This window comes from Actinomadura sp. GTD37 (assembly GCF_041951365.1).
Taxonomy (GTDB): Bacteria; Actinomycetota; Actinomycetes; order Streptosporangiales; family Streptosporangiaceae; genus Spirillospora.
This window is the reverse complement of record NZ_JBGNUS010000003.1, coordinates 678,073-699,790: the sequence shown is the minus strand read 5'-3', so window position 1 is coordinate 699,790 and position 21,718 is coordinate 678,073. Positions and strand designations below refer to the sequence as shown.

Below are 21,718 nucleotides of genomic sequence, written 5' to 3'. Positions count from 1 at the left end.
GGCTAGAGCACCGACGCGGGTGGCGACTCCGGGGCGTCGCGGCGAGCGGCCTGGGCGTCCTGGACTTCCCGCACGTCAGGGGCGTCCTGGGGCGGCGGGGCGGGCGGCGCGCCGCCCGGGGCCGGTGCTCCGTCGCGCCGGATCTGCGCCATCGCGGACGCCAGCCGGGGACGCATCAGGTTCTGCAGCGGACGCTCCACCAGCCAGTGCACGAGGAGCGCCGCCACCAGCACGGACACGGTGATGACCGGCAGGATCGTCAACCTGTCGAGGATCGGATGCGGGAAGAAGACCTTGACGATCGCCCGTGCCACCGTCTCGTGCATCAGGTAGAGCGGGTAGGCGACGGCGCCCAGCAGGGTGAAGCCGCGCCAGCCCAGCCAGGACAGCTTCCGCAGCGCGACCAGCGCCATCAGGGCGAAGAAGGCGGCGAGGACGGCCGGGATCACGATCTCGTGGACGCCCTCCCACGCGTTCAGCGGGCTGATGTCGTCCACGAGGTAGTGCACCGACAGCGCGAAGCACGCCGCGATGATCAGCCAGAGCGCCGTGTTGGACCCGAACTTGTAGATCAGGAAGAAGGCCATCCCGGCGATGAAGTACGGCGCCGTCTCCGGGAAGAAGAGCCGCTGCAGCAGCTCGCTGCCGCCCTCCTTCGCGTAGGCGCCGGCGAGGAGCCAGGAGACCATGAAGGTGACGCATCGTCCGTAGGTGATACCCGCGCGGGACAGGAGCGTGATGAGCACGTAGAAGTGCAGCTCCACCCACAGCACCCAGTAGACGACCTCCAGCGAGGCGACGTGCATCCCGTCCTGGAGCATCGTGAGGTTGGGCAGGAACCGCAGGACGGGGCCGTCGCCGTCCCCGTACGGCACCGCGGCGCCGCAGACCAGGAACAGCACCAGGCTGAGGACGACGCTGAACCAGTACGCCGGGTAGATCCGGACGACCCTCGCCACGGCGAAGTCGCCGGCCCTCCGGTCCCACGCGGCCATCAGGATGACGAATCCGCTGATCATGAAGGCCAGCTGGACGCCGAGGTAGCCGAAGTGCGCCACCGGCGCGAGTTCGGGATAGATCTTCTGGGCGTCGCGTCCGGCCCAGACGGTGCTCCGCACCCCGGCGAAATGGTGCGTCACGACCGCCGCGACGGCGATGAAGCGCAGCAGGTCGAGCTCGCGCAGCCGCGGGAGGCTCGCGCTGTCGGCGGGGGCGGGGGGACGGGTCATCGGGCGGCCTCCACGGTGCTCCGAGGCGGGGTCTGCCGGCGAACGGGCGGACGACTCCGCTGCCGCGATCTGGTGAGCACCGCCTTGAGCTTCGGCTTCATCCACCGCTGCAGCGGTTCTTCGACGAAGCGCTGCACCAGGTACGCGCAGAGGAGGGCGGCGGCGCAGGAGACCGCGAGGAGCGTCCAGCGGCCGAGGTGGGAGCGTAGCAGTTCGTCCAGTGTCCGCCCGACGCTCTCATGGACGAGGTAGAGCGGGTAGGTGAGGGCGCCGAGCACGGTGAAGCCCCGCCAGCGCACCGCCGGGAACTGGTGGGTGGCCACCAACGCCATGATCAGGAAGGCGAAGGTGACGCCGCCGGTGATCGCGGCGTCCCAGACCCGCGGCCAGGCCAGGTCGTCGTTCACGGTCGCCTGCCGGTAGTCGACGGCGAGGGCCCAGCAGCCGGAGGCGATCAGCCACAGCAGCAGGTTCGGGCCGAACCGGTGGATCAGGTAGAAGGCCATGCCGGCGACGAAGTACGGGGCCCACGGAGTCATGAGGGCCGCCATGAGGGGCACGGCGTCCGCCTCCTGGGCGAACACGGCGAGCAGGACCCAGCCGACCATGAACGCCACGCAGCGCTCGTAGGTGATGCCGCGCCAGACGAGGAGCGCGATCAGCACGTAGAAGTGCAGTTCGACCCAGAGCGTCCAGTAGACGTTCTCCATGCTCGGCACGCCGATGCCGGTTTGGAGCATCGTCAGGTTCGGCAGGTACGGGGCGAGCGGGCCGTGCCCCGCCGCGGGCGTCTGCCCGATCGCCATGAATCCCAGGAGCGAGAGGGACACGCCGAACCAGTAGGCCGGGAAGATGCGCACGGTGCGGGAGACCGCGAAGTCGCCGACGCCCCGCCCCCACGCGCTCATGAGGATCACGAATCCGCTGATCAGGAAGAACAGGTCGACGCCCAGGTTCCCGAAATGCGTGACGGGGGCGAGGAACGGCATGTTGTGGTGGTTCTCGACGCCCCACCCGGCGATGCGGCCCACGAAGTGGTGGAGCATGACCACGACGGCCGCGACGAACCGGAGCAGGTCCAGTTCCACCAGCCGCGGGCGGGCGACGGGGGGAGTCATCAGCCCGCCTCGGCCGCGCCCGCCGGTGACGCCTGGACGCGGCGGCGCTCGCGGCGCTTCGTCAGCAGCATGTCGGCGGCGGTGCCGATGTCGCCGTCCCACAGCACGCGGCCGCCCTCCAGGAAGACGCCGCGCGTGCAGAGCTGCCGCAGCAGCGCGGCGTCGTGCGCGACGATCACCATGGTGCGGCCGCTCGCCCGGTACTCCTGCAGGCGCTCGATGCACTTGCGGCGGAACAGCGGGTCCCCCACGGCGAGGACCTCGTCGATGAGGAACACGTCGGGGTCGGTGTGCACGGCGATGGAGAACGCCAGCCGCATGAACATGCCCGACGAGTAGAACCGGACGGGCTGGTCGAGGAACCGCCCGATGTCGGCGAACTCCACGATCGCGTCGAACTTGCGGAGCGTCTCGGCACGGTCCATGCCGAGGATGGCGCCGTTCAGGAAGACGTTCTCGCGGCCGGTGAGGTCGGGGTGCAGGCCGGCGCCGACCTCGATCAGCCCGGCGACGCGCCCGCGCACCCGGACCGTGCCCTCGTCCGGCGGCATCACCCCCGAAATGATCTTCAAGAGGGTGCTCTTGCCGGAGCCGTTCACCCCGACCAGCGCGACGGCCTCGCCCACCCCGATGGAGACGGACACGTCGTCCAGCGCGGTGAAGCGGTCGCGGAGCCTCTCGCGGCGCAGCGCGCGGACCGTCATGTTCTTGAGGGAGCGGGCGTGCCGCAGCGTGAACCCCTTTGTCACCCCGTCGACGACGACCGCGCGCCGCGTCCCGTCCATCAGAGCTCCTCCGCGAAACGGCGCTGCAGCCGGGCGAAGACGAGCTGGCCGAGCCCGAGCAGCAGGACGGCCGCCGCCAGCAGGACGAGCCCGTCGCGGGTGAGGTGCACCGGGAACTCGAACGCGCCGCCGGTGGTCGGCCACCAGAAGGCCCGCTCGAACAGCATCACGCCGACGGCCATCGGGTTGGCGAGGTAGAGGTCCAGCGCCCAGCCTGGCGCGGTGTCCCGCACCAGCGTCCAGGGGTAGATCATCGGCACCGACCAGGTGACGAACAGCGTCGCGATGTCCACGGCCTTGTCGGTGTCGCGGTAGAAGACGTGCAGGGCCGAGCAGATCAGCCCCACGCCGATGCCCAGCGTGGCGACGAGCGCGAACCCGAGCAGCGCCGAGCCGAGCGCCGCCGCCGACGGCGCCCAGCCCCAGCCGACCGCGACGGCCAGCACGATCGCCAGCCCCGGCAGCAGGTGCACGCACGACACCAGCAGCGACGCCACCGGGAACAGCTCGCGCGGCAGGTACACCTTCCGGACGAGCGGCGCGTTCCCGAGCACCGAGTGCGTGGTGTTGATCAGCGTCTCGTTGAAGAAGGAGACGAGCACCAGCGCGGAGAACATGAAGATCGGGAAGTGCTCCAGGTGCTTGCTCATCCCGAGGAAGACGCCGGCCACGAAGTAGAACACCGCGAAGTGCGCGGCGGGCCGCACGTAGGACCAGCCGAGGCCGAGCAGCGACCCCTGGTAGCGGGCGCGCAGCTCCCGCCGCACGATCAGCTTCAGCAGGTAGCGGCGCCGGAAGACCTCGCCGAGCCCGCCGCCGCGGCCCGGCTCGACCAGGCCCGGATCGTCCAGGCCCGCCGGCGCACCGGAGGCCGCGCTCACTGCAGCCGCCGCGCCTTGTCGAACGTCTCCCGCCACTCCTCGTGCGAGGTCAGCCCCGGCAGCGCGTCCCGGTACCGCTCGCTCAGCACGGCCCAGTCCCTGCCGAGCCGGGCGTGCAGCGCCGAGGCCCGCCGGATCAGCGACCAGAACCGCTGCGGGTCGCGCTGGTACCAGGAGACCTTGGTGCCGTCGGCGGACGAGACGAGCGCGCTGTTGAACTTCGTCAGCAGCCACCACGTCTGGTCGACGTGCGGGACGACCGCCTCGGGGTGCGTCTTCGGGTACGGGCCGACGGGCTTCACCTGGCGGACCGCCCCCAGCAGCGCCGTCTGGAACATCGCCCGCCGGTTCTTCGGCGGGACGACGTCACGGCCCTTGCGCGGCGGCTTGCGGCGCCGGACGGCGGGGAACTCGTCCAGGTCCCCCTTGGCCTGCGCGTCGACGAAATCGGCGCGCAGCTCCTGGAGTTCGCCCATCTTCGTGAGGATCGACGGGTGCAGGTCCTCGGGGCCCTTCAGCGCGTCCTCGATCGCCAGCAGCATGAGCTCGGCCGTGGAGTACTGCATGGCCAGGGCGTGCTTGACGGTGATGAACAGGCTCTCCTTGAGCATGTTCCCGCCGCGTTCGTACGGCGAGTACAGCAGCGCGGTGACGACCCGGTTCCGTTCGGTGAAGTACGCCTGCCAGTCGGTCATGACGTCCTTGGAGTGCCACGGCACGTGCCACACCGCGGCGCCCGGCAGCGAGACCGTCGGGATCCCCGCCGCCTTGGCGCGAAGCCCGTACTCGATGTCGTCCCACTTGATGAAGAACGGCAGCGACAGCCCGATCTTCTGGATCACCTCGACGGGGATCAGGCACATCCACCAGGCGTTGTACTCGACGTCCGCGCGGCGGTGCAGCCAGGGCGTGTCGCGCAGCGGATGCGCGGCCAGGTCGTGCGACAGCTCGGTGTGCGGGGCCGGGACCATCCACCAGCGGTAGCGGGCGACGGTCTCGCCGAACACGTGCAGGACCGACCGGTTGTACAGGTCGAGCATGTGGCCGCCGACGAGCATCGGGCCGCGCGCGAGGTCGGCGAACGTCACCGCGCGCAGGATGCCCTCGGGCTCCAGGATGACGTCGTCGTCCAGGAGCAGCGCGTAGGTGCTGCGGCCCGACTCGACGGTCTCGTGCATGACGCGGGAGAAGCCGCCCGAGCCGCCCAGGTTGGCCTGGTCGATGACGCGCAGCCGGTCGCCGAGCGCCTCCTTCGCCGCGGCGAAGTCGGGATGCTCCTCGACCCTGTCGCTCCCCTGGTCGACGACCAGGATCTCGTCCACGACGTCCAGGACGTCGCCCGCCGCGGCCAGCGCGGTGAGCTGCTCGACGCAGAACTTCGGCCGGTTGAAGGTGGTGATCCCGATGGTCGCGGTGCCCGGCTCCGTCCGCTCGGTGACGGCGCACCACTCCGCGCTGTCGAGGACGGCGGTGCGGCCGTCGGCGACGATGTCGAACCAGTACCAGCCGCCGTCGATGAACGGGGCGAGCGGCAGGTCGATGTTCTCCTCGACCGACGAGTCGGAGTCGATGTGGAGCGACTTGATGCGTTCCAGGTGCCCCTTGCCGGTGGACCGGTAGATGAGGATCGTCGCCTCACCGGCCACCTGGACGCGCAGCCGGACGTTCTCGACCGTGCTCCACCGGCGCCAGTACCCGGCGGGGAACGCGTTGAAGTAGCTGCAGAACGACACCCGCGTCCCGGACGGGACGACGATGCTGCGGCGTCCGATGATCTCGGCGCTGTCGTCCTGGGAGGACGGCCGGTACGACGCCGCGCGGGTCGTGCCGCCGTCCTGCTCGGCACGCACCCGCTCGGCGGCGCTCTCCAGGTCGGCCGTGCGGCGGCCGAACACCGCGTTGCCGTCCACGTACAGCTTCAGCACGTCGAAGTCGCGCTCGCCGGGCATCACGACCCGGTGGAGGACCCGCAGGCCCTCGCCGGGCCCGGCGGGTCCCGTCGCCGGTTCGGCGGCGGGACGCGGGTCCGGGGCGGGGCCGGGCCCGGCCTCGCCCGGACGCTCGTCCGGCCGCGCGTTCGCGGCCGGTTCCACCGCCGCGGGGTCGGCCGGGGCGGGGTCGGCCGGCCCGGGGCCGGCGGCCTGCCGGCTCCGGACGGGTGTCGCGGGCTCCTCGGGGAGCTCAGGCTGGACGGCCCGCTCGGTCATCGGTCAACTCCTCCGCTGGTCAGCCGCTCGCCCCGGGTGAAGTGGGGCCGCAGCCGGTTGTCGACCATACTCAGGGCGCCGGCGATCGCCATGTGCATGTCGAGGTACTGGTAGGTGCCGAGCCGCCCGCCGAACAGGACGCCGTCCTCCCGCCGGGCCATCTCCCGGTAGCGCAGCAGGCGCGCCCGGTCGTCGGCGGTGTTGATCGGGTAGTACGGCTCGTCGCCCCGTTCGGCGAAGCGCGAGAACTCCCGCATGATGACCGTCCGGTCGTCCGGGTAGTGCCGCCGCTCGGGATGGAAGTGCCGGAACTCGTGGATCCGGGTGTAGGGGACGTCTTCGTCCGCGTAGTTCATCACGGGCGTCCCCTGGAAGTCGCCGGTCGGCTTGACCTCCGTCTCGAAGTCGAGCGTCCGCCAGCCGAGCTCGCCCTCCGCGAAGTCGAAGTAGCGGTCGAGCGGGCCGGTGTAGACGACGGGGATCCGGCCGGCGAGGCCGTCGCGCAGGTCGAAGAAGTCGGTGTTCAGCCTGACCTCGATGTTCGGGTGGTCGGCCATCCGCTCCAGCCACGCGGTGTAGCCGCCGGCCGGCAGGCCCTCGTGGGCGTCGCCGAAGTAGCGGTTGTCGAAGGTGTACCGCACCGGCAGCCGGGTGATGATCGCCGCGGGCAGGTCCAGCGGGTCGGTCTGCCACTGCTTCGCCGTGTAGCCGCGGATGAACGCCTCGTACAGCGGCCGCCCGATGAGCGACACCGCCTTCTCCTCCAGGTTGCGCGGCTCCCGGCCGGCGGGGATCTCCGCGGCCTGCTCGGCGATGAGCGCGCGCGCCTCGTCCGGTGTGAACGCACGGCCGAAGTACTCGCAGATCGTGCCGAGGTTGATGGGCAGCGGGTAGACGCGGCCCTTGAAGGTGGAGTAGACGCGGTGCTGGTAGCCGGTGAACGCGGTGAACCGGTTCGCGTACTCCCAGACGCGCTCGTTGGACGTGTGGAACAGGTGGGCGCCGTACCGGTGGATCTCGATGCCGGTCTCGGGCTCGTCCTCGCTGTAGGCGTTGCCGCCGATGTGGTCGCGCCGGTCGAGGACCAGCACGCGCAGCCCCAGCTCCTCCGCGCAGCGCTCGGCCACGGTGAGCCCGAAGAAGCCGGAGCCCACCACTACAAGGTCAACGTTCACGGGTGCATCTTCCTGCGACGTCCCCCGTCGCGTCGTGGGAGCGGTCCGTCCGCGCGTTCGGGCCCGAGGCTCGCGCGGGCTGCGGGACGATTGTGCTGCGCGGCAAAGATACCGGCGTAGTCACCCAAGTTGTATGGGAATGACCCCGGTTGGCCGGTTGTACCCTTCCGGTGATCCGGATCGGCGCCGTGCGCGTCCCCTACGCGAACCCGCAGAGGAGTCATTGGTGGCAGCGGTCTCCCCCGCCCTCCCGCCGACCGTGTACCTCCACATCGGCGCCCCCAAGAGCGGGACGACGTTCCTGCAGGGCCTGCTGTGGAGCAGCGCCGACGCACTCGACGAGGCCGGCGTCCTCCTGCCCGGCGGGTCGTTCGGGGAGCAGGTCCGGGCCACCCGCGACCTGCGCGGTGTCGAACCGGAGCCGGACGAGCCCGAATTCGGCTGGGACGGCGCCTGGGACCGGCTCGCCGACGAGGTCAGGGCGTCCGGGCACCGCGCCGCCGTGCTCTCCCACGAGGTGCTCTGCTCGGTGGACGCCGCCGGGGCCGAGCGAGCCGTGCGGTCCCTCGCGCCCTGCGAGGTGCACATCGTCTACTCCGCCCGCGACCTCGCGGGACTCCTGCCCTCCGAATGGCAGGAGTACGTCAAGCACCGGTTCCACTACGGCTTCGAGCACTGGCTGCGCGAGGTGGTCGACGGCCCGGCCGACGGAGGCGCCGCGCGCTGGTTCTGGCGGGTCCACGACATCCCCGAGGTGCTCGGGCGATGGGCCGCGCACGTCCCGCCGGAGCGCGTGCACGTGCTCACCATGCCCGGTCGGGACGCACCCCGCGCCCTGCTCTGGGAGCGCTTCGCGGGGCTCATCGGCGTCGACCCCGCCGTGGCGGACCTCACCGAGGCCCGCGCGAACACCTCGCTGAGCTGGACGGAGACCGAACTCCTGCGCAGGGTCAACGGCGCCGTCGACGAGGACGTCCCGATGTGGCTGTACCACCGGCTGGTCACCGACGTCCTCGCGCTGAAGGTGCTCCCCGGCCGCGGTGAGCCGGGCCGAGTGCCGCTGCCGCCCGGACGTCGCGCCTGGGCGGACGAGATGGCCGGCGCCATGGTCGAGGGGATCCGGTCCGCCGGCTACGACGTGGTCGGCGACCTGCGCGAACTGCTCCCGGCCCCGGGCCCGGCGGCGCATGACGAGGCGCCCGGCGGCCCGCCCGGGGACGCGGAGCTGCTCGACGCCGCCGCCCACACCGTTCTCGGGCTCCTCGACCGCGTCGAGATGCTCCGCCAGGAGATCGAGACCCTGCGCGAGGAGCGCCAGGAGCAGCACCAGACGGCGCTGCCCAAGCTGATGGCCCGCCATCTCAGCGAGCGCAGCCAGGCCGTCTGGAAGATGCGCGTCGGGTACTGGCACCTCGTGGAGCGGGTCAAGGGCATCGAACCGCCGCCCGAAGCCGTCGCCGAGGCGGAGGACGACGAGGACGAGCCCGGCACCGTCCTGTCCTCTCGGAGCGTGCCGCGATGAGCGCGGGCGCCCGGGTCACCGCCGTCGTCGTCACCTACAACCGGCGCGACCTGCTGACCGAGGCGCTGGAGGCACTCGCCGCCCAGACCCGGCGGCCGGACGCGGTCATCGTCGTGGACAACGCCTCCACCGACGGCACCCGGGACCTCGTCCGCACGCGGTTCCCGGACACCGATCTCCTCGCGCTCGGTGTCAACACCGGCGGCGCCGGAGGCTTCGCGGCCGGGATCGCCCGCGCGCTGGACGCGCCGGACGCCGGGCTGATCTGGCTGATGGACGACGACACCGTGCCCGAGCCGGACGCGCTCGCCGCCCTGCTGGACGCGCGGGAGCGGGCGTCCGGCGGGCCCGTGCTCATCGCCAGCCGGGTCGTGTGGACCGACGGCCGCGACCATCCGATGAACACCCCGCGCGTCAAGCCGGGTGCGTCGCGCGCGGAGCTGGCCGCCGCGCGGGAGATCGGGTGCCGGCCCGTCCGGTCGGCGTCGTTCGTGTCCGTGCTGGTCGACGCGGCGGCGGTCCGGGAGCGCGGCCTGCCGGTCGCCGACTACTTCCTGTGGAACGACGACTTCGAGTTCACCACCCGGCTGCTGCGCGGGCGGACCGGTCTCTACTGCCCGGCGAGCGTCGTCGTCCACAAGACCGGGACGTTCGGCGGCGCCGACGCCGACCCCGGCGACCGCTTCTACTACGAGGTCCGCAACAAGCTCTGGCTGTTCACGCGCAGCCGCGGGCTCGCCCCGGCCGAACGCGTCCTCTACGCCGGGTCGTCCGCCCGGCGGTGGACGCGCGCCTACCTCCGCTCGCGCGACCGGGCCACCTTGCGCAAGGGCCTCCGGGAGGGCGTGCGGGACGGGCTCCGGCGGCGTCCGCGCCCGACCTCGGAGGTCATTTCAGCCGCGATGCGTCGCTATGATCCCTGACGACGCAGACCAGCGGAACCGGCACGCAGCGGGCCGACACGCAGTGCGAAGGGGAGGCGGGTGTGACTCCGAAGGGAACGCCGGACGACGAGCCCAGGGACGACCTGCCTGAGGAGGCCGTGGCCGACCGGACGCAGACCTTCTCCCGGGACGCCCGGCAGCAGGCGCAGCCGTCCGGCGGGGTCGGGGACCTGACGATGTCCGACTTCTCACGGTCGGCGGCGGCCGGCGAGGCCCCCGCCGTCCCGGACGGCGATCCGGCGGATGCCGCGGAGGGCGGGGACGAGGGCGCGGACCAGACCCGCGTCCAGCCCGTTCCGGGAGAGCCTGCGGCACCGGAGTCGCCGGTCCAGCCGCTCCCGCCGCCCCCGTGGGCCCAGGAGATCCCCGCGGCCCCGGCGGCTCCGCAGCCGCCCCCGGCGCCGCCCGCCGCTCCGGAGCCGCAGCTTCCGGCGCCCCAGCCGCCCCTCCCGCCGTTCCCCGCCGCGCAGCCGCCGGCGCCCCGGCCTCCGGCGGCACAGCCGCCCGCGCTCCCGGCGCCCCAGCCGCCGGCGGCACAGCCGCCGCAACCCCCGGCGCCGCAGCTTCCGGCGCCGCGGCCGCCTGAGCCGTTCCCGTGGGCGCAGGAGATCCCGGACGCGCCGGCGCCGGCCGCCCCGGAGCCGTTCCCCTACGCGCAGGAGATCCCCGGGCAGGCCCCCGCGCCGCCGCCCTTCCCGTGGGCGCAGGAGGTGCCCGGCGCCGGAGCCCCCTCGCCGCACGGCCCGCCGTCGCCGCACGCCCCGCCTCCCAACGCCCTGTCCGCCGGGCCGCCTCCGCTCGCGCCGCCGGCGGTCGAGGAGCCGTGGCGCAGCGCGCCCAAGCCCCGGCGCAAGGGCGTCAGCAAGAAGGTCCTCTTCGGCGTCGTCGGCGGTGTGGCCGCCGCCGCGCTGGTCGCGGGCGGCGTCGTCGTCCTGCTCGGCCGCGGCGGCGACTCCGGCGGCGACGGCGGCAGCGCGCGGCTCGCCGGCGCGGTGTTCCCCGCCGACCCGGCGGCCCGCTCCGACGGGCGCGACCAGGAGCTCACCGGTGTCGCCGCGTCCGGCTCGACGGTCGTCGCCGTGGGCGGCGAGGCCGATCCCGGCCACTACCGGGGCGTGTTCCTGGTGTCCGCCGACGGCGGCCGCACCTTCAAGACCGCCGACGTCCACGGGCTGGACGGCGGCGAGCCCGGCGCCACCGAGGTGCCGCGGCTGGTCGCCGGCGACCAGGGCGGCTGGGTGGCGATCGGGTCCCGGCCCGCCGGCGGCGTCGTGTGGACGAGCCAGGACGGCAGCACGTGGCAGCGGCAGCCCGACGCGGCCGGGGACGTCTTCGGCCCCGGCAACCGCGTGACCCGGGTCATCCGCACCGACAAGGGCTTCCTCGCCATCGGGGAGCACTCCCGCAAACGCGACTTCAGCGACGCGGTGCCCGCCGCGTGGCTGTCGGCCGACGGCCGGAACTGGGACGCCCTGACGGGCGGGCAGGTCGGCATCCCGATCCGCGGCAAGGTGGTGCTGGACGCGGTCGCGTCGAGCAACGGCGTCGTCCTGATGGAGAGCGCCCACACTCCGAAACCGGGCAAGTCGTCGTTCCGCCGCGCCTGGCGTTCCACCGACGGCGGCCGCACCTGGTCCCCGGCGAAGATCCCCGCCCCCAAGGGCACCCGCGGGCTGACGGTCGGCGGCGGGAAGGCCGGGCTGGTGGCCGTGCGCGAGGTCAAGTCCGGCAAGTCCTCCTACGGCCAGGTGTACACGTCCACGGACGCCACCGACTGGAAGCAGGGCGGCAAGATCGAGCCGTCCGGGTACCAGCAGGTCCAGCAGGTGCTCGGCACCGAGGACGGCTACGCCGGCATCGTCCAGCGGGGACGCGATCTGCTGATCTCCCGTTCGGCGGACGGCGGATCGTGGCAGGACGCCGGCACGCTCGCGTCCGCGTCCGGCCGCGTCCTGCTCGGTGCGGCCGTCGGCGGCGGCCAGACCGTGCTGGTCGGCCGCGATCCGGGCAACGGCGACCTGAACGCGCTGCTGGCCGTGCTGGACCAGCGCGGCACCGAGGTTCCGGTCGACCCGTTCGCGATCCCCGGCGCGTTCCGCAAGGACCTGGCCGTCACCGCCGTCGCGGCGAAGGACGCCCAGGCGGTCGCGGTCGGCAGCAGCGGCGGCGACGCCGCGATCTGGACGTCGGCCGACGGTTCGGCCTGGAACCGCGCGCGCTTCTCCGGCGGCATCTCCCGCCCCGCCCTGCAGCGGCTGACCTCGGCGGCGGCCGGCGGCGCCGGGTGGCTCGCGGTGGGCGACGGCGGCGGTGCGATGCGCGGCCCGCTGGTGCTGACGTCCGCGGACGGCGCCGTCTGGAAGCCCGCCGACACCGACCCCGTGTTCGAGCAGGCGGGCGACCAGGTCCTCGCCACCTACGGCGCGGCGGCGGGACCGTCCGGCTATGTGGTCGTCGGCGACGACGGGACGTCCGGCGCGATCTGGTTCTCCCCGGATCTGAAGGCGTGGCAGCGGGGCGGCGGCGAGGGCCGCAACGACCTCACCGCCGAGAAGAACGGCAACCGCTGGATCCGCTCGGCGGCGGGCGGGGCGTTCGGATTCGTCGCGGTCGGCGGCATGCTGGACCCGAAGGCGCCCGGTGCGCCGCGTCCGGCGGTGTGGACGTCCTCCGACGGCAAGAAATGGCGGCTTCAGCAGATCGAACTGCCCGCCGGGCTGTCGCAGGGGGCCCTGACCCAGGTCGCGGCCAAGGGCGACGTGCTCGTCGCGGCGGGCGACGCCGTGGGGACGTCCGGGCCCGTCGTGCTCGGCTACGTCTCCGGCGACGGCGGCAAGACGTGGCGCGAGACGAGGCTGCCGGCGGCCGGCTCGGGGTCTCCCGTCGCCGTCACGGCCGTGACGGCGACGTCCGGGGGCTTCGTGGTGGCCGGCGCCGCCGGGTCCGACGTGGTCTCGTGGACGTCCGCCGACGGAGTCTCCTGGGAGGCGGAGGCCCCCGGAGGGGACGTCCTCTCCGGCAGCGGCGACCAGGAGATCACCGGCCTGGCGCCGTTCAAGGCCGCCGTCCTCGGCGTCGGGCGGAGTGTCAGCGAGTCCGGCGAGCAGCCCGTTTTGTGGCGGCGGAGTTGACATCGTCGCCGCCCTCGGGTCGGCGGGCGTGGCGGGGGATGTAGCTGAGGGCGCCGGCGGGGAGGCCGGTGGGGGTGCGGTCGCGGGAGCGGTTGCGGCGGGCGCCGTAGGGGGCGACGACGGCGCGGTAGAAGGGTTTGCGGATCATGGTGGGGACGAGGCGGTAGCCGCCGCGGACCATGACGTTGCGCCAGTACTGCGGCTGGGAGATGAAGCCCTCGCGGAGCATCTCGCGTTGCAGCCGCAGTTCGGAGCGCAGCAGGTCGCGGCCGCCGCGGCGCTCGTAGGCGCCCTCGCCGACGCGGTAGTAGACGAGCGGTTCGGCGACGTTCACCATCCGGGCGCCGTTCGCGATCATGCGGACGAACAGCCAGTAGTCCTCCATGAGAGGGAGGTCGCCGTAGCCGCCGGCGGCGACGACGGCGCTGCGCCGGTAGACGACCGTCGGGTGGTTGAACGGGTCGTGGAGGCGCGAGTAGCGGGCGATGTCGGCGGGGTCGCTCGGCGGGATGCGGCGGCCGACGACGTCGGTGATGTCGGTGCCGAACTCCAGGAGGCCGGCGCCCACGAGGTCGGCGCCCGCGCGGACGAGCGGGACCTGGGTCTGGAAGCGGTGCGGCATGGAGACGTCGTCGGCGTCCATGCGGGCGACGATGTCGTGCCGGGCCGCGTGCAGGCCGGCGTCGAGCGCGGGGCCGAGGCCGCGGTTGTGCTCCAGGTGGACGAACACGACCTTGACCGGGCTGGCGGCGACGAGGGCGCGCAGGCAGTCCGACAGCGCGGGCGGGACGGGGCCGTCCTGGACGAGGACGACCTCGTCGGGGCGCAGTGTCTGCAACTGCACGGCGCTGCGGAACGCGTCCCGGACATGCTCTGCGTGGTCGCCGCCGTAGACGGTCATCAGCAGGGTGAAGGGTTCGGGCTGCATGCGTCCGTTCCGGGGGAGCTTGGCGGCCGGCGGAGCCCGGTGCGGGGGAGGCGGCTCGTGGGGCCAGGGTCGGGGGGAAATCTACTAGGCCGTCCTACTAAGGACGCTTCGGCGTGGTTGATGGTTGGCGCGGGCCAAGATACCGGTGATGCGTGGCCGCATCAGGTCCTGGCGCAAATGTCGCGGTCCGCGCGGATCTCGCCCGCCAGCTTGGGCACGACCGGTTTCAGCGCGCGCAGTTCGGCGCCGTCCCTGCCGATGACGAGGTACACGTAGCCGGGCTTGGCGGACCGCCACGCGCGCGGCGGATGCCCCGGCACCGCGATCGCCAGGCGCGCGGCCTGCCGCTCGGCGCCCGCGCCGTAAAGGATCATCGTGCGGGCGTACCTCTTCTTGCCGCCGCCGACCTTGACGACCCGGAAGCCGCGCTCGGCGAGCTGGTCGGCGGTCCGCTGGGCGAGGCCCTGGGCGGTGGACGCGTTGTAGACGCCGACCTTCACCTGCCCCGGCGGGACGGGCGGCGCCGCGTTCCCCGCGGGCACCGGCGCGGGGTCGGGCTCGGGCAGCTTGTTGTCCTCCCGGACGGCCTTGAACAGCGGTTCGGCGAGCGCCTGGGCGAACTGGACGCGGTTCTTGTCCTGCGGGTACGCCTGCACCGGCACGGTGACGAACCGAACCTTCCCGGCGCTCATCCCGCGCAGGGACGTGGCGAGCCTCTGCATGACCGACAGCGTGAGCCGGTCGTCCGCCTTGATCGACCTGGTGGCGGCGGACAGGAAGGCGTAGGTGCGCCCGGGGTCGGTGAGCATGCCCTTGCCGGTGGCCTTCTTGACGACCGACGCCATGAACGCCTGCTGCCGCTTGATCCGGTCGAGGTCGGAGCCGTCGCCGAGGACGTACCGGGTGCGGACGTAGCCGAGCGCCTGGTCGCCGCTGACGGTCTGCCGTCCCGCGCGCAGGTGCAGTTCGGCCTTGGGGTCGTCGATGCGCCTCGGCACGCAGATGTCGACGCCGCCGAGCGCGTCCACGACCCGTTTGAAGCCGGCGAAGTCGACCTCGACGTAGTGGTCGATGTGGATCCTGGTGAGCGACTCGATCGTCCGCCAGGTGCAGGCCGGGCCGCCGTTGGAGAACGCCGCGTTGATCATCCCGAACTGGGCGGGGACGACCGTGCCGTTCTTCTTCTTGCACGGCGGCATCCGCACCATCGAGTCGCGCGGGAAGCTGATGCCGATGGCGCTCTCCCCGCCGGGCGAGATGTGCAGCAGCAGCGTCGTGTCGGAGCGCCGCCCGGCCTCCACGCCGTAGCGGGCGTTCTCCCCGGCGCGGCTGTCGGACCCCATCAGCAGGATGTTCAGCGAGCCGTTGAGCTTGGGCGGGCGGTTCTCGCCGAGCCTGCCGTCGACGTGCTCGCGGTCGATCTGGCCGTCCAGCCGCCGCCAGAAGCCGTAGGCGGTGAGGCTGCCGGCGACCAGCACGACCGACAGCACGATCGAGAGCCCGCCGAGCACGCGCCACAGCCGCCCCCGCACCGGCGGCTCCGGTGGCGGCGGGGCGTTGGCCGCGTAGTACAGGCCGGAGGGCGCGACGGCTCGCTGCATCCGTGACATTTCAGCACAGATTGGACAGAGGTCACGTGGGCCACGGGAAACTCTCCCCGCACCGCGCCCCGGGGGTGCGGCCGCCCGGCCGTACGGCCCCCTCCGGTGACTAGACTCCCGGTCGAGATGAGCACCGTAGACGCGCTGACCGACCAAGCGATGGTCGTCCTCCAGGACCGGCCGGTCGTGCCGCTGAGCGCCTGGTTGAACAGGGCCCTCGGCGAGTGCGCCGAGTCCGGCCGCACCCTGCAGCTCGTCACGCCCCTGGAGTCCCGGCTGACGCTCCCGCTGCGCACCGCCGCGTCCGGCGACGAGATGCAGTGGGTCGTGCGCAACGGCGACGGGTACTACGAGGGCCTGACCGGGCGGCCGATGAGGTGGGGCGGGCGGACGTTCGTCCCCGTCCCGGAGGCCCGCGACTACGCGCCCGGGTTCACCACCCGTCCGTCCGCGCCGATCGGCTCGCAGCTCACCCTCGTCCACCGGGTCCGGCACGGCGCCGAGGGCGACCTCGCGGGGACGGTCGAGCGCCTGCTGCAACTGCTCACCGGCAAGTACCCGGCCGGGCTCGGCCCCGCCGAGCCGCTGGAGCACCCGTGGCGCCGCGACCGGCTCACCGAGTACGCGCGCGGACGCTCCACCGTGCGGCTCGTCGTCGGCGGCGACGGCCCGCGCCCCGCGCAGGCGATCTGCGACTACACGGCGAGCGAGGGCGGCGCGGTCGCCGAGGTCAGCACCGTCACCGTCGGCTACGCGCCCGGGGACCCGCCCCCCTTGCAGCACCTCCCGTCGCTCGTCGGCGCGCTCGCCGCCGACCAGCCGATCGCGTCGCTGTTCGTCCAGCTCACCCCGGGCCGCGCCGACCTCACCACCGAGCCCCGCTGGACGGGCGCGCCCGCTCCCGTCGCGCTCGCCGTCGCGGGCGCCGTGACCGGCCCGAACGGCGTCCCCGGCCAGCACGTCGGCCCGCCGCGCGCCCCGCTGACGTTCTTCCCGCTCGGGGACGGCCGCTCCCCCGACGGCTGGCAGCGGCACAGCCTGCTCATGCAGCACCTCCAGTCGTCCTGATCCGGCCACCGGCGACCCCCGTCACAAGTGGCGACATACTCCGCATATGCCGCACCGGGCCGATGATCTACCCGGAAAGGATGATGTACGGTCCTGCTCATGGGGATGGCCGGGCAGCTCGACGCGCTCGAACAGGCCGTCGAGGGGACGCTCGCCGAGGGATCGTTCGAGTTCGACGGCGACGAGGCGGTGCTCCGCATCGAAGGATCCCTCGTCGTCACCACCGGCTGGTTCCTCGGCTTCGGCCTCGGCGGCGTGACGCTGCTGCTCGGCGGCGCCGTGCTGTCCCTCGCCGGGCTCCAGGACGAGGCGCGGTGGGCGCTCGCGCCCGGCGCCGCGCTCCTCGCCGTGGTGGCCTGCTTCCTGCTGCTGTGGCGGTTCACCCCGTTCGCCCGCCTGTGGTCGTACCTGGAGCTGCGGTTCGACGAGCAGACGATCGTCCACCGGCGCACCCGGATACCGTTCGGCGAACTGCGTCCCGAGCACCTGGTGTGGAAGAACGGGCCGTTCTTCCGGCGCCTCTACGTCCGGCACCCGTCGCTGCGCAAGCAGCTCGCCGGCTTCTTCGGCAGCGAGGAGCGGCAGGCCGCGGAGTTCCAGCGGCGGCTCTGGGAGCTGATCGCCGAGCCCGACCTGCCCGGCGTCCTCGTCCACGGCAGCGACCTCACCCCCGTGCAGCGCTGGATCATCGGCGCGGGCGCGCCCTACGGCGCCGTCAACGGGTTCCGGGTCGACCGGCTCGGCACCGCCCCCGGCGAGTCCGCGACGGCCGCCGACCGCCGCGCCGCCCACGAGCTCTTGCAGGACCCATGGGGCGCCTACGACCTCGAACAGCTCCTCGCCGCGGCCACCTGGCTCGTCCAGGACGGGCACCGCGCCGACTTCGCGCAGGACGCCCACCTCGCCACCCGGTCCGCCGACGCGCAGGAGGAGTACGGGGCGCTGCTGCGCGAGGTCGACGGCCTCATCGCCGGCGACCGGCTCGAACCGCCGTTCGTCGAGCGGCTCATCGAGCTGGTCCGGGTCCGGTACGGGGACGAGGGCGGCTCGTACGCGCGGCTCGTCCCGGCGCTGCTGCGCGACGAGCCGGGCGCCGACGCCAGCGAGGAGGGCGCCGAGCTGGCCCAGTTCCTCCACCAGCTCTTCAACGACCGCGGCCACGCCGCCGAGGAGCTGCACCGGCTGAAGGCCCTCGCCGACCCGGCGCTGCGCGCCAACTCGGGACGCTTCCTCATCTGGGACTACGGGCGCGCCCTGATGCTCTACCGCTGGGGCCACATGGTCGGCTGGCTCACCGAGGAGTACTGCTGGGAGCGGATGCTCCCGCTGGCGATCGACATCCAGCGGCGCTACACGTCATGGCACGACATGGCCACCTGCTACCTGCAAGGGCGGATGCTCTGGTCGGGCAGCGCCCCGGACGCGCACGCCGACCACGAACGCCTCGTCGAGGACCTCGCCGCCGAGCCGCGCAGCCCCTGGAACCTCGTCCCGTGGGACCTCGACCTCACCCGCGACTGGACGTGACGCGGGGCGCGGGCGCGCGGGGCGGGTCAGCCGATCACGCCGCCCTGGTAGGCGTCGCCGGGCAGCCCGCCGCCGGGCGCCGGGGCGCCGCCGGCGGAACCGTCGCCCCCGTGACCGGACGCCCGCCAGCTGCGGGCCGGGGCGTCGGCGGCCCCCTCCGGGTACACCATCCCGCCGAGCCAGCGGACGAGGGAGTCGGCGAACTTCCGGGCCACCCGCATCGCGTCCGGGACGTCGGCGGCCGCCCGGACGTCCACCCACCAGCACGGCTCGGTCACCCGGCCCGCGAACTCGGCGCCGAGCAGCCTGCCGATCTCGCCCTGCACCGACACCTGCACCGGGTCCTCGATGGACACGAGCAGGCGGCCGTCGCCGTCGTGCAGGCGCGTCGAGTCGGGCTCACCGCCGCGCAGCTCCAGCGACTCGCCCATCGCGATCATGCCGTCGGCGATCGCGTGCACGTCGGGACGGCGCCGCACCAGCGCGACCAGATCGGCGCTCACGGCGTCACCCCCGCGGCCAGCGAGCGGGCGAACACCTCGTGGACGACGCGGAGCACGGCCGTCCGCGCGGCGGCGGAGATGCGGGACATGTCGAGGGAGCTCCCGGTCGCGAGCTGCCGGTCGTACGGAACGGCCACGACGGGCAGTCCCCACGCCGTGAGCATCTGGTGCGCGCGCTGCAGGTCGGCGTTCACCTGCGGCGCGTGCGACACCATCGCGATGACCGTGCGCGGCAGGAGCGCCTGCTGGTTGTTCGCCGAGAACCACTCCAGTGCCCCGCGCGCGCTCAACGCCCCGTCGACCGTGCCGGGCGTGACGAGCACGAGGCCGTGCGAGCCGGCGATGACGCCGCGGTTGACCTCCGTGAGGATGCCCGCGCCGCAGTCGACGACCGTCGCGGCGACGTACCGGCTGACCGCGCTCAGGGCGGTCTGCAACGTCTCCAGCGTGAACTCCCCCGCGATGCGCCCGCCGCGCGTGGACGACAGGACGTACAGTCCGGCGGGGGTGCGGGCGAGGTAGCGCTCCGCCTCCTCGAACGTCTGCGGGTTCTGTGCCGCCAGGTCGAACAGCGACACCTGCGAGTAGACGCCGAGGCGCAGCGGCAGCGACCCGAGTTCGGCGTCCGCGTCGGCGGCCAGCACCCGGTCGGCGCGGTGCCGGGCCAGCTCCGTCGCGACGAGCGCCGCCATCGTGGTCTTGCCGGCGCCGCCGCGCACGCTGGCCACGGCGATCCGCCGGGAGCTCGGCACCGGCCGCCGCATCAGGTCGGCGAACGCGGCCTGCTCCCTGGCCTGCTGCCCGCCGCCGCCCATCGCGTTGCGGACGCCGCGGCCCATCCGGCGGGCGAGGGGGTCTCCGTGCTGGTTCCTGCGGACGAGCTCGTGCGCCGGGATCTGGTGGCCGCCCGCGGCCTGGTCGGACGGGGCGGGCGGAGGCGCCTGCGACGCCGGGACCGCGGCGCCCGCGTCCGGCGCCGCCTGGCCGGCGCCCTCACCGGCCGACGACACTCCACCGAGGACGGGGTTGACCGCCGACTCCCAGTCGAAGTCGGAATGGATGAGGGGTTCGACCTGCTCCGGGCCGCCCGGGGCCTCCGCGGCCTCATGCGTCTGCGGAGCCTCTGGGGCCTGCGGGGCCTCGGGGGGCTGCGCGGTCTCGGGGGCCTGCGGGCTCTCCGGCCACGCGGCGGGCTGCTGGACGGCCTCCTGCCGCGGCGTCTCCTGCTGCTGTGCCTGCTGGTGCTGTGCCTGCTGTTGCGGTGCCTGCTGTTGCGGTGCCTGCTGTTGCGGTGCCGCCGCCTGCTGGTCGGCGGCGGCCGCGTCCGGCTGCGGGGGCTGCTCGAACCATTGCGGCGCCGTCTCGGGCTGCTGCGGGGGCGTCTCGGGCCGCTGCTCGGCAGGCGGCTGAGGGTCCGGGAGCTGCGGATCCGGGAGGAGCGGGGCGGCAGCGGACCCGGCGAGCGCCGGCTCGGTGGGCGCGCCGAACGGCGGCGCCGCGGGAGCCGCTTCGGACGCTGCCTGGACGGGCTGCGGCGCGGGGGGCCCCGGCTGCGGGACGGGCACGGCGGGCGGCTGCTGCTGCTGCTGAGCGGGACGGGGCGGCGCCTCCGCACCCCAGGACGCCTCGGCGGAGCCGTGCGACGCGACGTCGAGCCACTGCAGCCCCCGGCGCGACACGCCGATGTCACGCAGGACCGCGTGCTGCCAGTTGGAGTCGGACACCTGCCTCCCCTCTCACCGGCCAGCCTACGAGACACGCGTCGCCGGACGCACCGGGACGGGGTGCGCGAGCCGCCTCCGACACCCTAAGAGCCTTCGCGCACCAGGGTTTCACCGGCGCGGGGGCCTGCACAGGGAAACGTCGTCACAAATCCGACGCTTCGTCGGTCCGGCGCGCCGCCTTGCGCGCCTGGGCCGACTCGTAGGCGGCCAGCGACCGCTCCCCGCCGGGCCGCAACTCGAAGCGGATGCCCCGGTCGCCCTCGTAGGGGTTCCGGTGGTCGAACCCGCCGCGGTAGATCTCGTTCGGCACCTGCTCGGGGAACGCGGCGCAGTACGGAATCCAGCGGTCGAGCGTCGTCCGCGCGTCAGGGTTGGACCTCTTCTGCAACCGCACGCAGGCGTCACAGATGTTCGGTCTCCTGCGCATCGTCCGCCACCCTCCAAGGTCGTACTGTCGGCCTCCGCAGTGTTCCATACCCCCGCCGCTTCGCGCCGCGCCCGTCCGCTGTCATGGATAGTTGGGAAGCGGTTGCTAAAACGGCTTTGAAACCCGTATACATTGATCAATCCCTGTGTGTCTGTGATCGTGCGCGGTCGCGGGCTATCGCAAGCTCCCGACGAACAGAGGGGTGACCGTGCGCGCTGAATGGCAGGCGCATATCGACGAGCTCCTGCAGACGTACCAGGAGAAGCGTCGGCAGATCGCGGACATGCAGTCCCGGCTGGAGACCATCGAGGCCGAGGCGGAGGCCGCCGACGGCATGGTGCGGGTGAAGGTCGACCGGCAGGGCCGGCTGACCTCCCTCGAACTCGACCCGCGCGTGCAGCGCAAGCTCGGCTCCGAGGAGCTCGCCGAGGCGGTCATGGAAGCGTCCAAGGACGCGCAGGCGCAGGTCGCCGACCAGATGCGCGCGGCGATGCAGGGCCTCGCGCCCGAGGGCCCGGCCGAGAGCGGCTTCGACATCACCAAACTGCTGCCGGAGCGTCCCGACGACTTCGACGCGGTCCGCGAGCGTCTGGGGATCCCGCCGCGATGACCTACGAATACCTGGAAGTCGACACAGACGAGCTGCAGCGCGCCGGCAAGGGCTTCACGGACGGCGCCACGCAGCTCCAGGCGATCTACGACAGGCTCAACTCGGCGCTGATGGCCGAGGGCGAGTGCTGGGGCGCCGACGAGACCGGCCAGACGTTCGCCGAGGGCTACAAGAAGCCGAGCACGCAGGTGCTCGAGTCGTTCCCCAAGCTCAAGGAGGGCCTGGACGGCATCAAGAAGGGTGTCGACCAGATGGCCAAGACCTACAAACAGGCCGAGGACACGTCAAGGCTGAAGTGAGCTGATCCGTGGGTCTTGAAATCCCAGAATCGGTCCAGT

At 73.2% G+C, this 21,718-nt stretch carries 18 protein-coding genes; 7 read left to right on the top strand and 11 right to left on the bottom strand.

All coding sequences use genetic code 11. The features are described 5' to 3' along the window. Positions 1 to 2: 2 nt before the first annotated feature. From ACA511_RS21665 to glf, 6 genes are read right to left on the bottom strand one after another with little or no spacing between them, the layout of a single operon-like run. Positions 3 to 1,229, bottom strand: a complete 1,227-nt coding sequence (locus ACA511_RS21665; RefSeq protein WP_375026272.1) for an acyltransferase family protein — start codon at positions 1,227 to 1,229, stop codon at positions 3 to 5. Continuing rightward, positions 1,226 to 2,347, bottom strand: a complete 1,122-nt coding sequence (locus tag ACA511_RS21660) for an acyltransferase family protein (RefSeq protein ID WP_375026271.1) — start codon at positions 2,345 to 2,347, stop codon at positions 1,226 to 1,228. The genes ACA511_RS21665 and ACA511_RS21660 overlap by 4 nt, the downstream gene beginning before the upstream one ends. Then, the gene (locus tag ACA511_RS21655) at positions 2,347 to 3,132 is read right to left on the bottom strand and encodes an ABC transporter ATP-binding protein (protein WP_375026270.1); all 786 of its coding nucleotides are present in this window, start codon (positions 3,130 to 3,132) and stop codon (positions 2,347 to 2,349) included. The genes ACA511_RS21660 and ACA511_RS21655 overlap by 1 nt, the downstream gene beginning before the upstream one ends. Next, positions 3,132 to 4,013 (bottom strand): ABC transporter permease, encoded by an 882-nt coding sequence (locus ACA511_RS21650; RefSeq protein WP_375026269.1) that lies wholly within the window; start codon positions 4,011 to 4,013, stop codon positions 3,132 to 3,134. The genes ACA511_RS21655 and ACA511_RS21650 overlap by 1 nt, the downstream gene beginning before the upstream one ends. Further along, the gene (locus ACA511_RS21645; RefSeq protein WP_375026268.1) at positions 4,010 to 6,220 is read right to left on the bottom strand and encodes a glycosyltransferase; all 2,211 of its coding nucleotides are present in this window, start codon (positions 6,218 to 6,220) and stop codon (positions 4,010 to 4,012) included. The genes ACA511_RS21650 and ACA511_RS21645 overlap by 4 nt, the downstream gene beginning before the upstream one ends. After that, a complete protein-coding gene (glf, locus tag ACA511_RS21640; RefSeq protein WP_375026267.1) occupies positions 6,217 to 7,395 on the bottom strand; it encodes a UDP-galactopyranose mutase in 1,179 nt (392 codons plus the stop codon). Before glf ends, ACA511_RS21645 begins: the two co-directional genes overlap by 4 nt. 226 nt (positions 7,396 to 7,621) lie before the next feature. On the opposite strand from glf, the gene ACA511_RS21635 reads away from it, so the two are divergent. From ACA511_RS21635 to ACA511_RS21625, 3 genes are all read left to right on the top strand, one after another. After that, positions 7,622 to 8,917: a hypothetical protein gene (locus ACA511_RS21635; protein WP_375026266.1), complete on the top strand. Its 1,296-nt coding sequence runs from the start codon at positions 7,622 to 7,624 to the stop codon at positions 8,915 to 8,917. Further along, positions 8,914 to 9,840, top strand: a complete 927-nt coding sequence (locus tag ACA511_RS21630; protein WP_375026265.1) for a glycosyltransferase — start codon at positions 8,914 to 8,916, stop codon at positions 9,838 to 9,840. Before ACA511_RS21635 ends, ACA511_RS21630 begins: the two co-directional genes overlap by 4 nt. Positions 9,841 to 9,902: 62 nt before the next feature. After that, positions 9,903 to 12,992 (top strand): WD40/YVTN/BNR-like repeat-containing protein, encoded by a 3,090-nt coding sequence (locus ACA511_RS21625; protein ID WP_375026264.1) that lies wholly within the window; start codon positions 9,903 to 9,905, stop codon positions 12,990 to 12,992. Here ACA511_RS21625 and ACA511_RS21620 read toward each other — a convergent pair. Both ACA511_RS21620 and ACA511_RS21615 read right to left on the bottom strand, forming a co-directional pair. Continuing rightward, on the bottom strand, positions 12,949 to 13,920 hold the full coding sequence (locus ACA511_RS21620; protein ID WP_375026263.1) for a glycosyltransferase: 972 nt from the start codon (positions 13,918 to 13,920) through the stop codon (positions 12,949 to 12,951). The two genes, ACA511_RS21625 and ACA511_RS21620, sit on opposite strands and share 44 nt — an antisense overlap. A gap of 161 nt (positions 13,921 to 14,081) precedes the next feature. Further along, positions 14,082 to 15,521: an LCP family protein gene (locus tag ACA511_RS21615; RefSeq protein ID WP_375026262.1), complete on the bottom strand. Its 1,440-nt coding sequence runs from the start codon at positions 15,519 to 15,521 to the stop codon at positions 14,082 to 14,084. Between the two features lie 126 nt (positions 15,522 to 15,647). Between ACA511_RS21615 and ACA511_RS21610 the strand changes: the two genes are divergently transcribed. Both ACA511_RS21610 and ACA511_RS21605 read left to right on the top strand, forming a co-directional pair. Further along, positions 15,648 to 16,589, top strand: coding sequence for a DUF6177 family protein (locus tag ACA511_RS21610; protein ID WP_375026261.1), 942 nt, complete (start codon positions 15,648 to 15,650; stop codon positions 16,587 to 16,589). 99 nt (positions 16,590 to 16,688) lie between these two features. Beyond that, entirely contained in the window at positions 16,689 to 18,116 is a 1,428-nt protein-coding gene (locus ACA511_RS21605; RefSeq protein ID WP_375026260.1) for a DUF1266 domain-containing protein, read from the top strand. Positions 18,117 to 18,142: 26 nt separating this feature from the next. On the opposite strand, the gene ACA511_RS21600 is transcribed toward ACA511_RS21605, so the two are convergent. The 3 genes from ACA511_RS21600 to ACA511_RS21590 all read right to left on the bottom strand — a co-directional run bounded on the left by ACA511_RS21600 (position 18,143) and on the right by ACA511_RS21590 (position 20,770). Beyond that, entirely contained in the window at positions 18,143 to 18,619 is a 477-nt protein-coding gene (locus ACA511_RS21600; RefSeq protein ID WP_375026259.1) for a hypothetical protein, read from the bottom strand. Continuing rightward, the gene (locus ACA511_RS21595; protein ID WP_375026258.1) at positions 18,616 to 20,343 is read right to left on the bottom strand and encodes a CpaE family protein; all 1,728 of its coding nucleotides are present in this window, start codon (positions 20,341 to 20,343) and stop codon (positions 18,616 to 18,618) included. Before ACA511_RS21595 ends, ACA511_RS21600 begins: the two co-directional genes overlap by 4 nt. 142 nt (positions 20,344 to 20,485) lie before the next feature. Further along, a complete protein-coding gene (locus ACA511_RS21590; RefSeq protein WP_375026257.1) occupies positions 20,486 to 20,770 on the bottom strand; it encodes a hypothetical protein in 285 nt (94 codons plus the stop codon). 208 nt (positions 20,771 to 20,978) lie between these two features. On the opposite strand from ACA511_RS21590, the gene ACA511_RS21585 reads away from it, so the two are divergent. Together ACA511_RS21585 and ACA511_RS21580 are read left to right on the top strand one after the other, a co-directional pair. Beyond that, a complete protein-coding gene (locus ACA511_RS21585; protein ID WP_375026256.1) occupies positions 20,979 to 21,380 on the top strand; it encodes a YbaB/EbfC family nucleoid-associated protein in 402 nt (133 codons plus the stop codon). Then, positions 21,377 to 21,679 (top strand): WXG100 family type VII secretion target, encoded by a 303-nt coding sequence (locus tag ACA511_RS21580; RefSeq protein ID WP_375026255.1) that lies wholly within the window; start codon positions 21,377 to 21,379, stop codon positions 21,677 to 21,679. Before ACA511_RS21585 ends, ACA511_RS21580 begins: the two co-directional genes overlap by 4 nt. Positions 21,680 to 21,718: the final 39 nt, after the last annotated feature.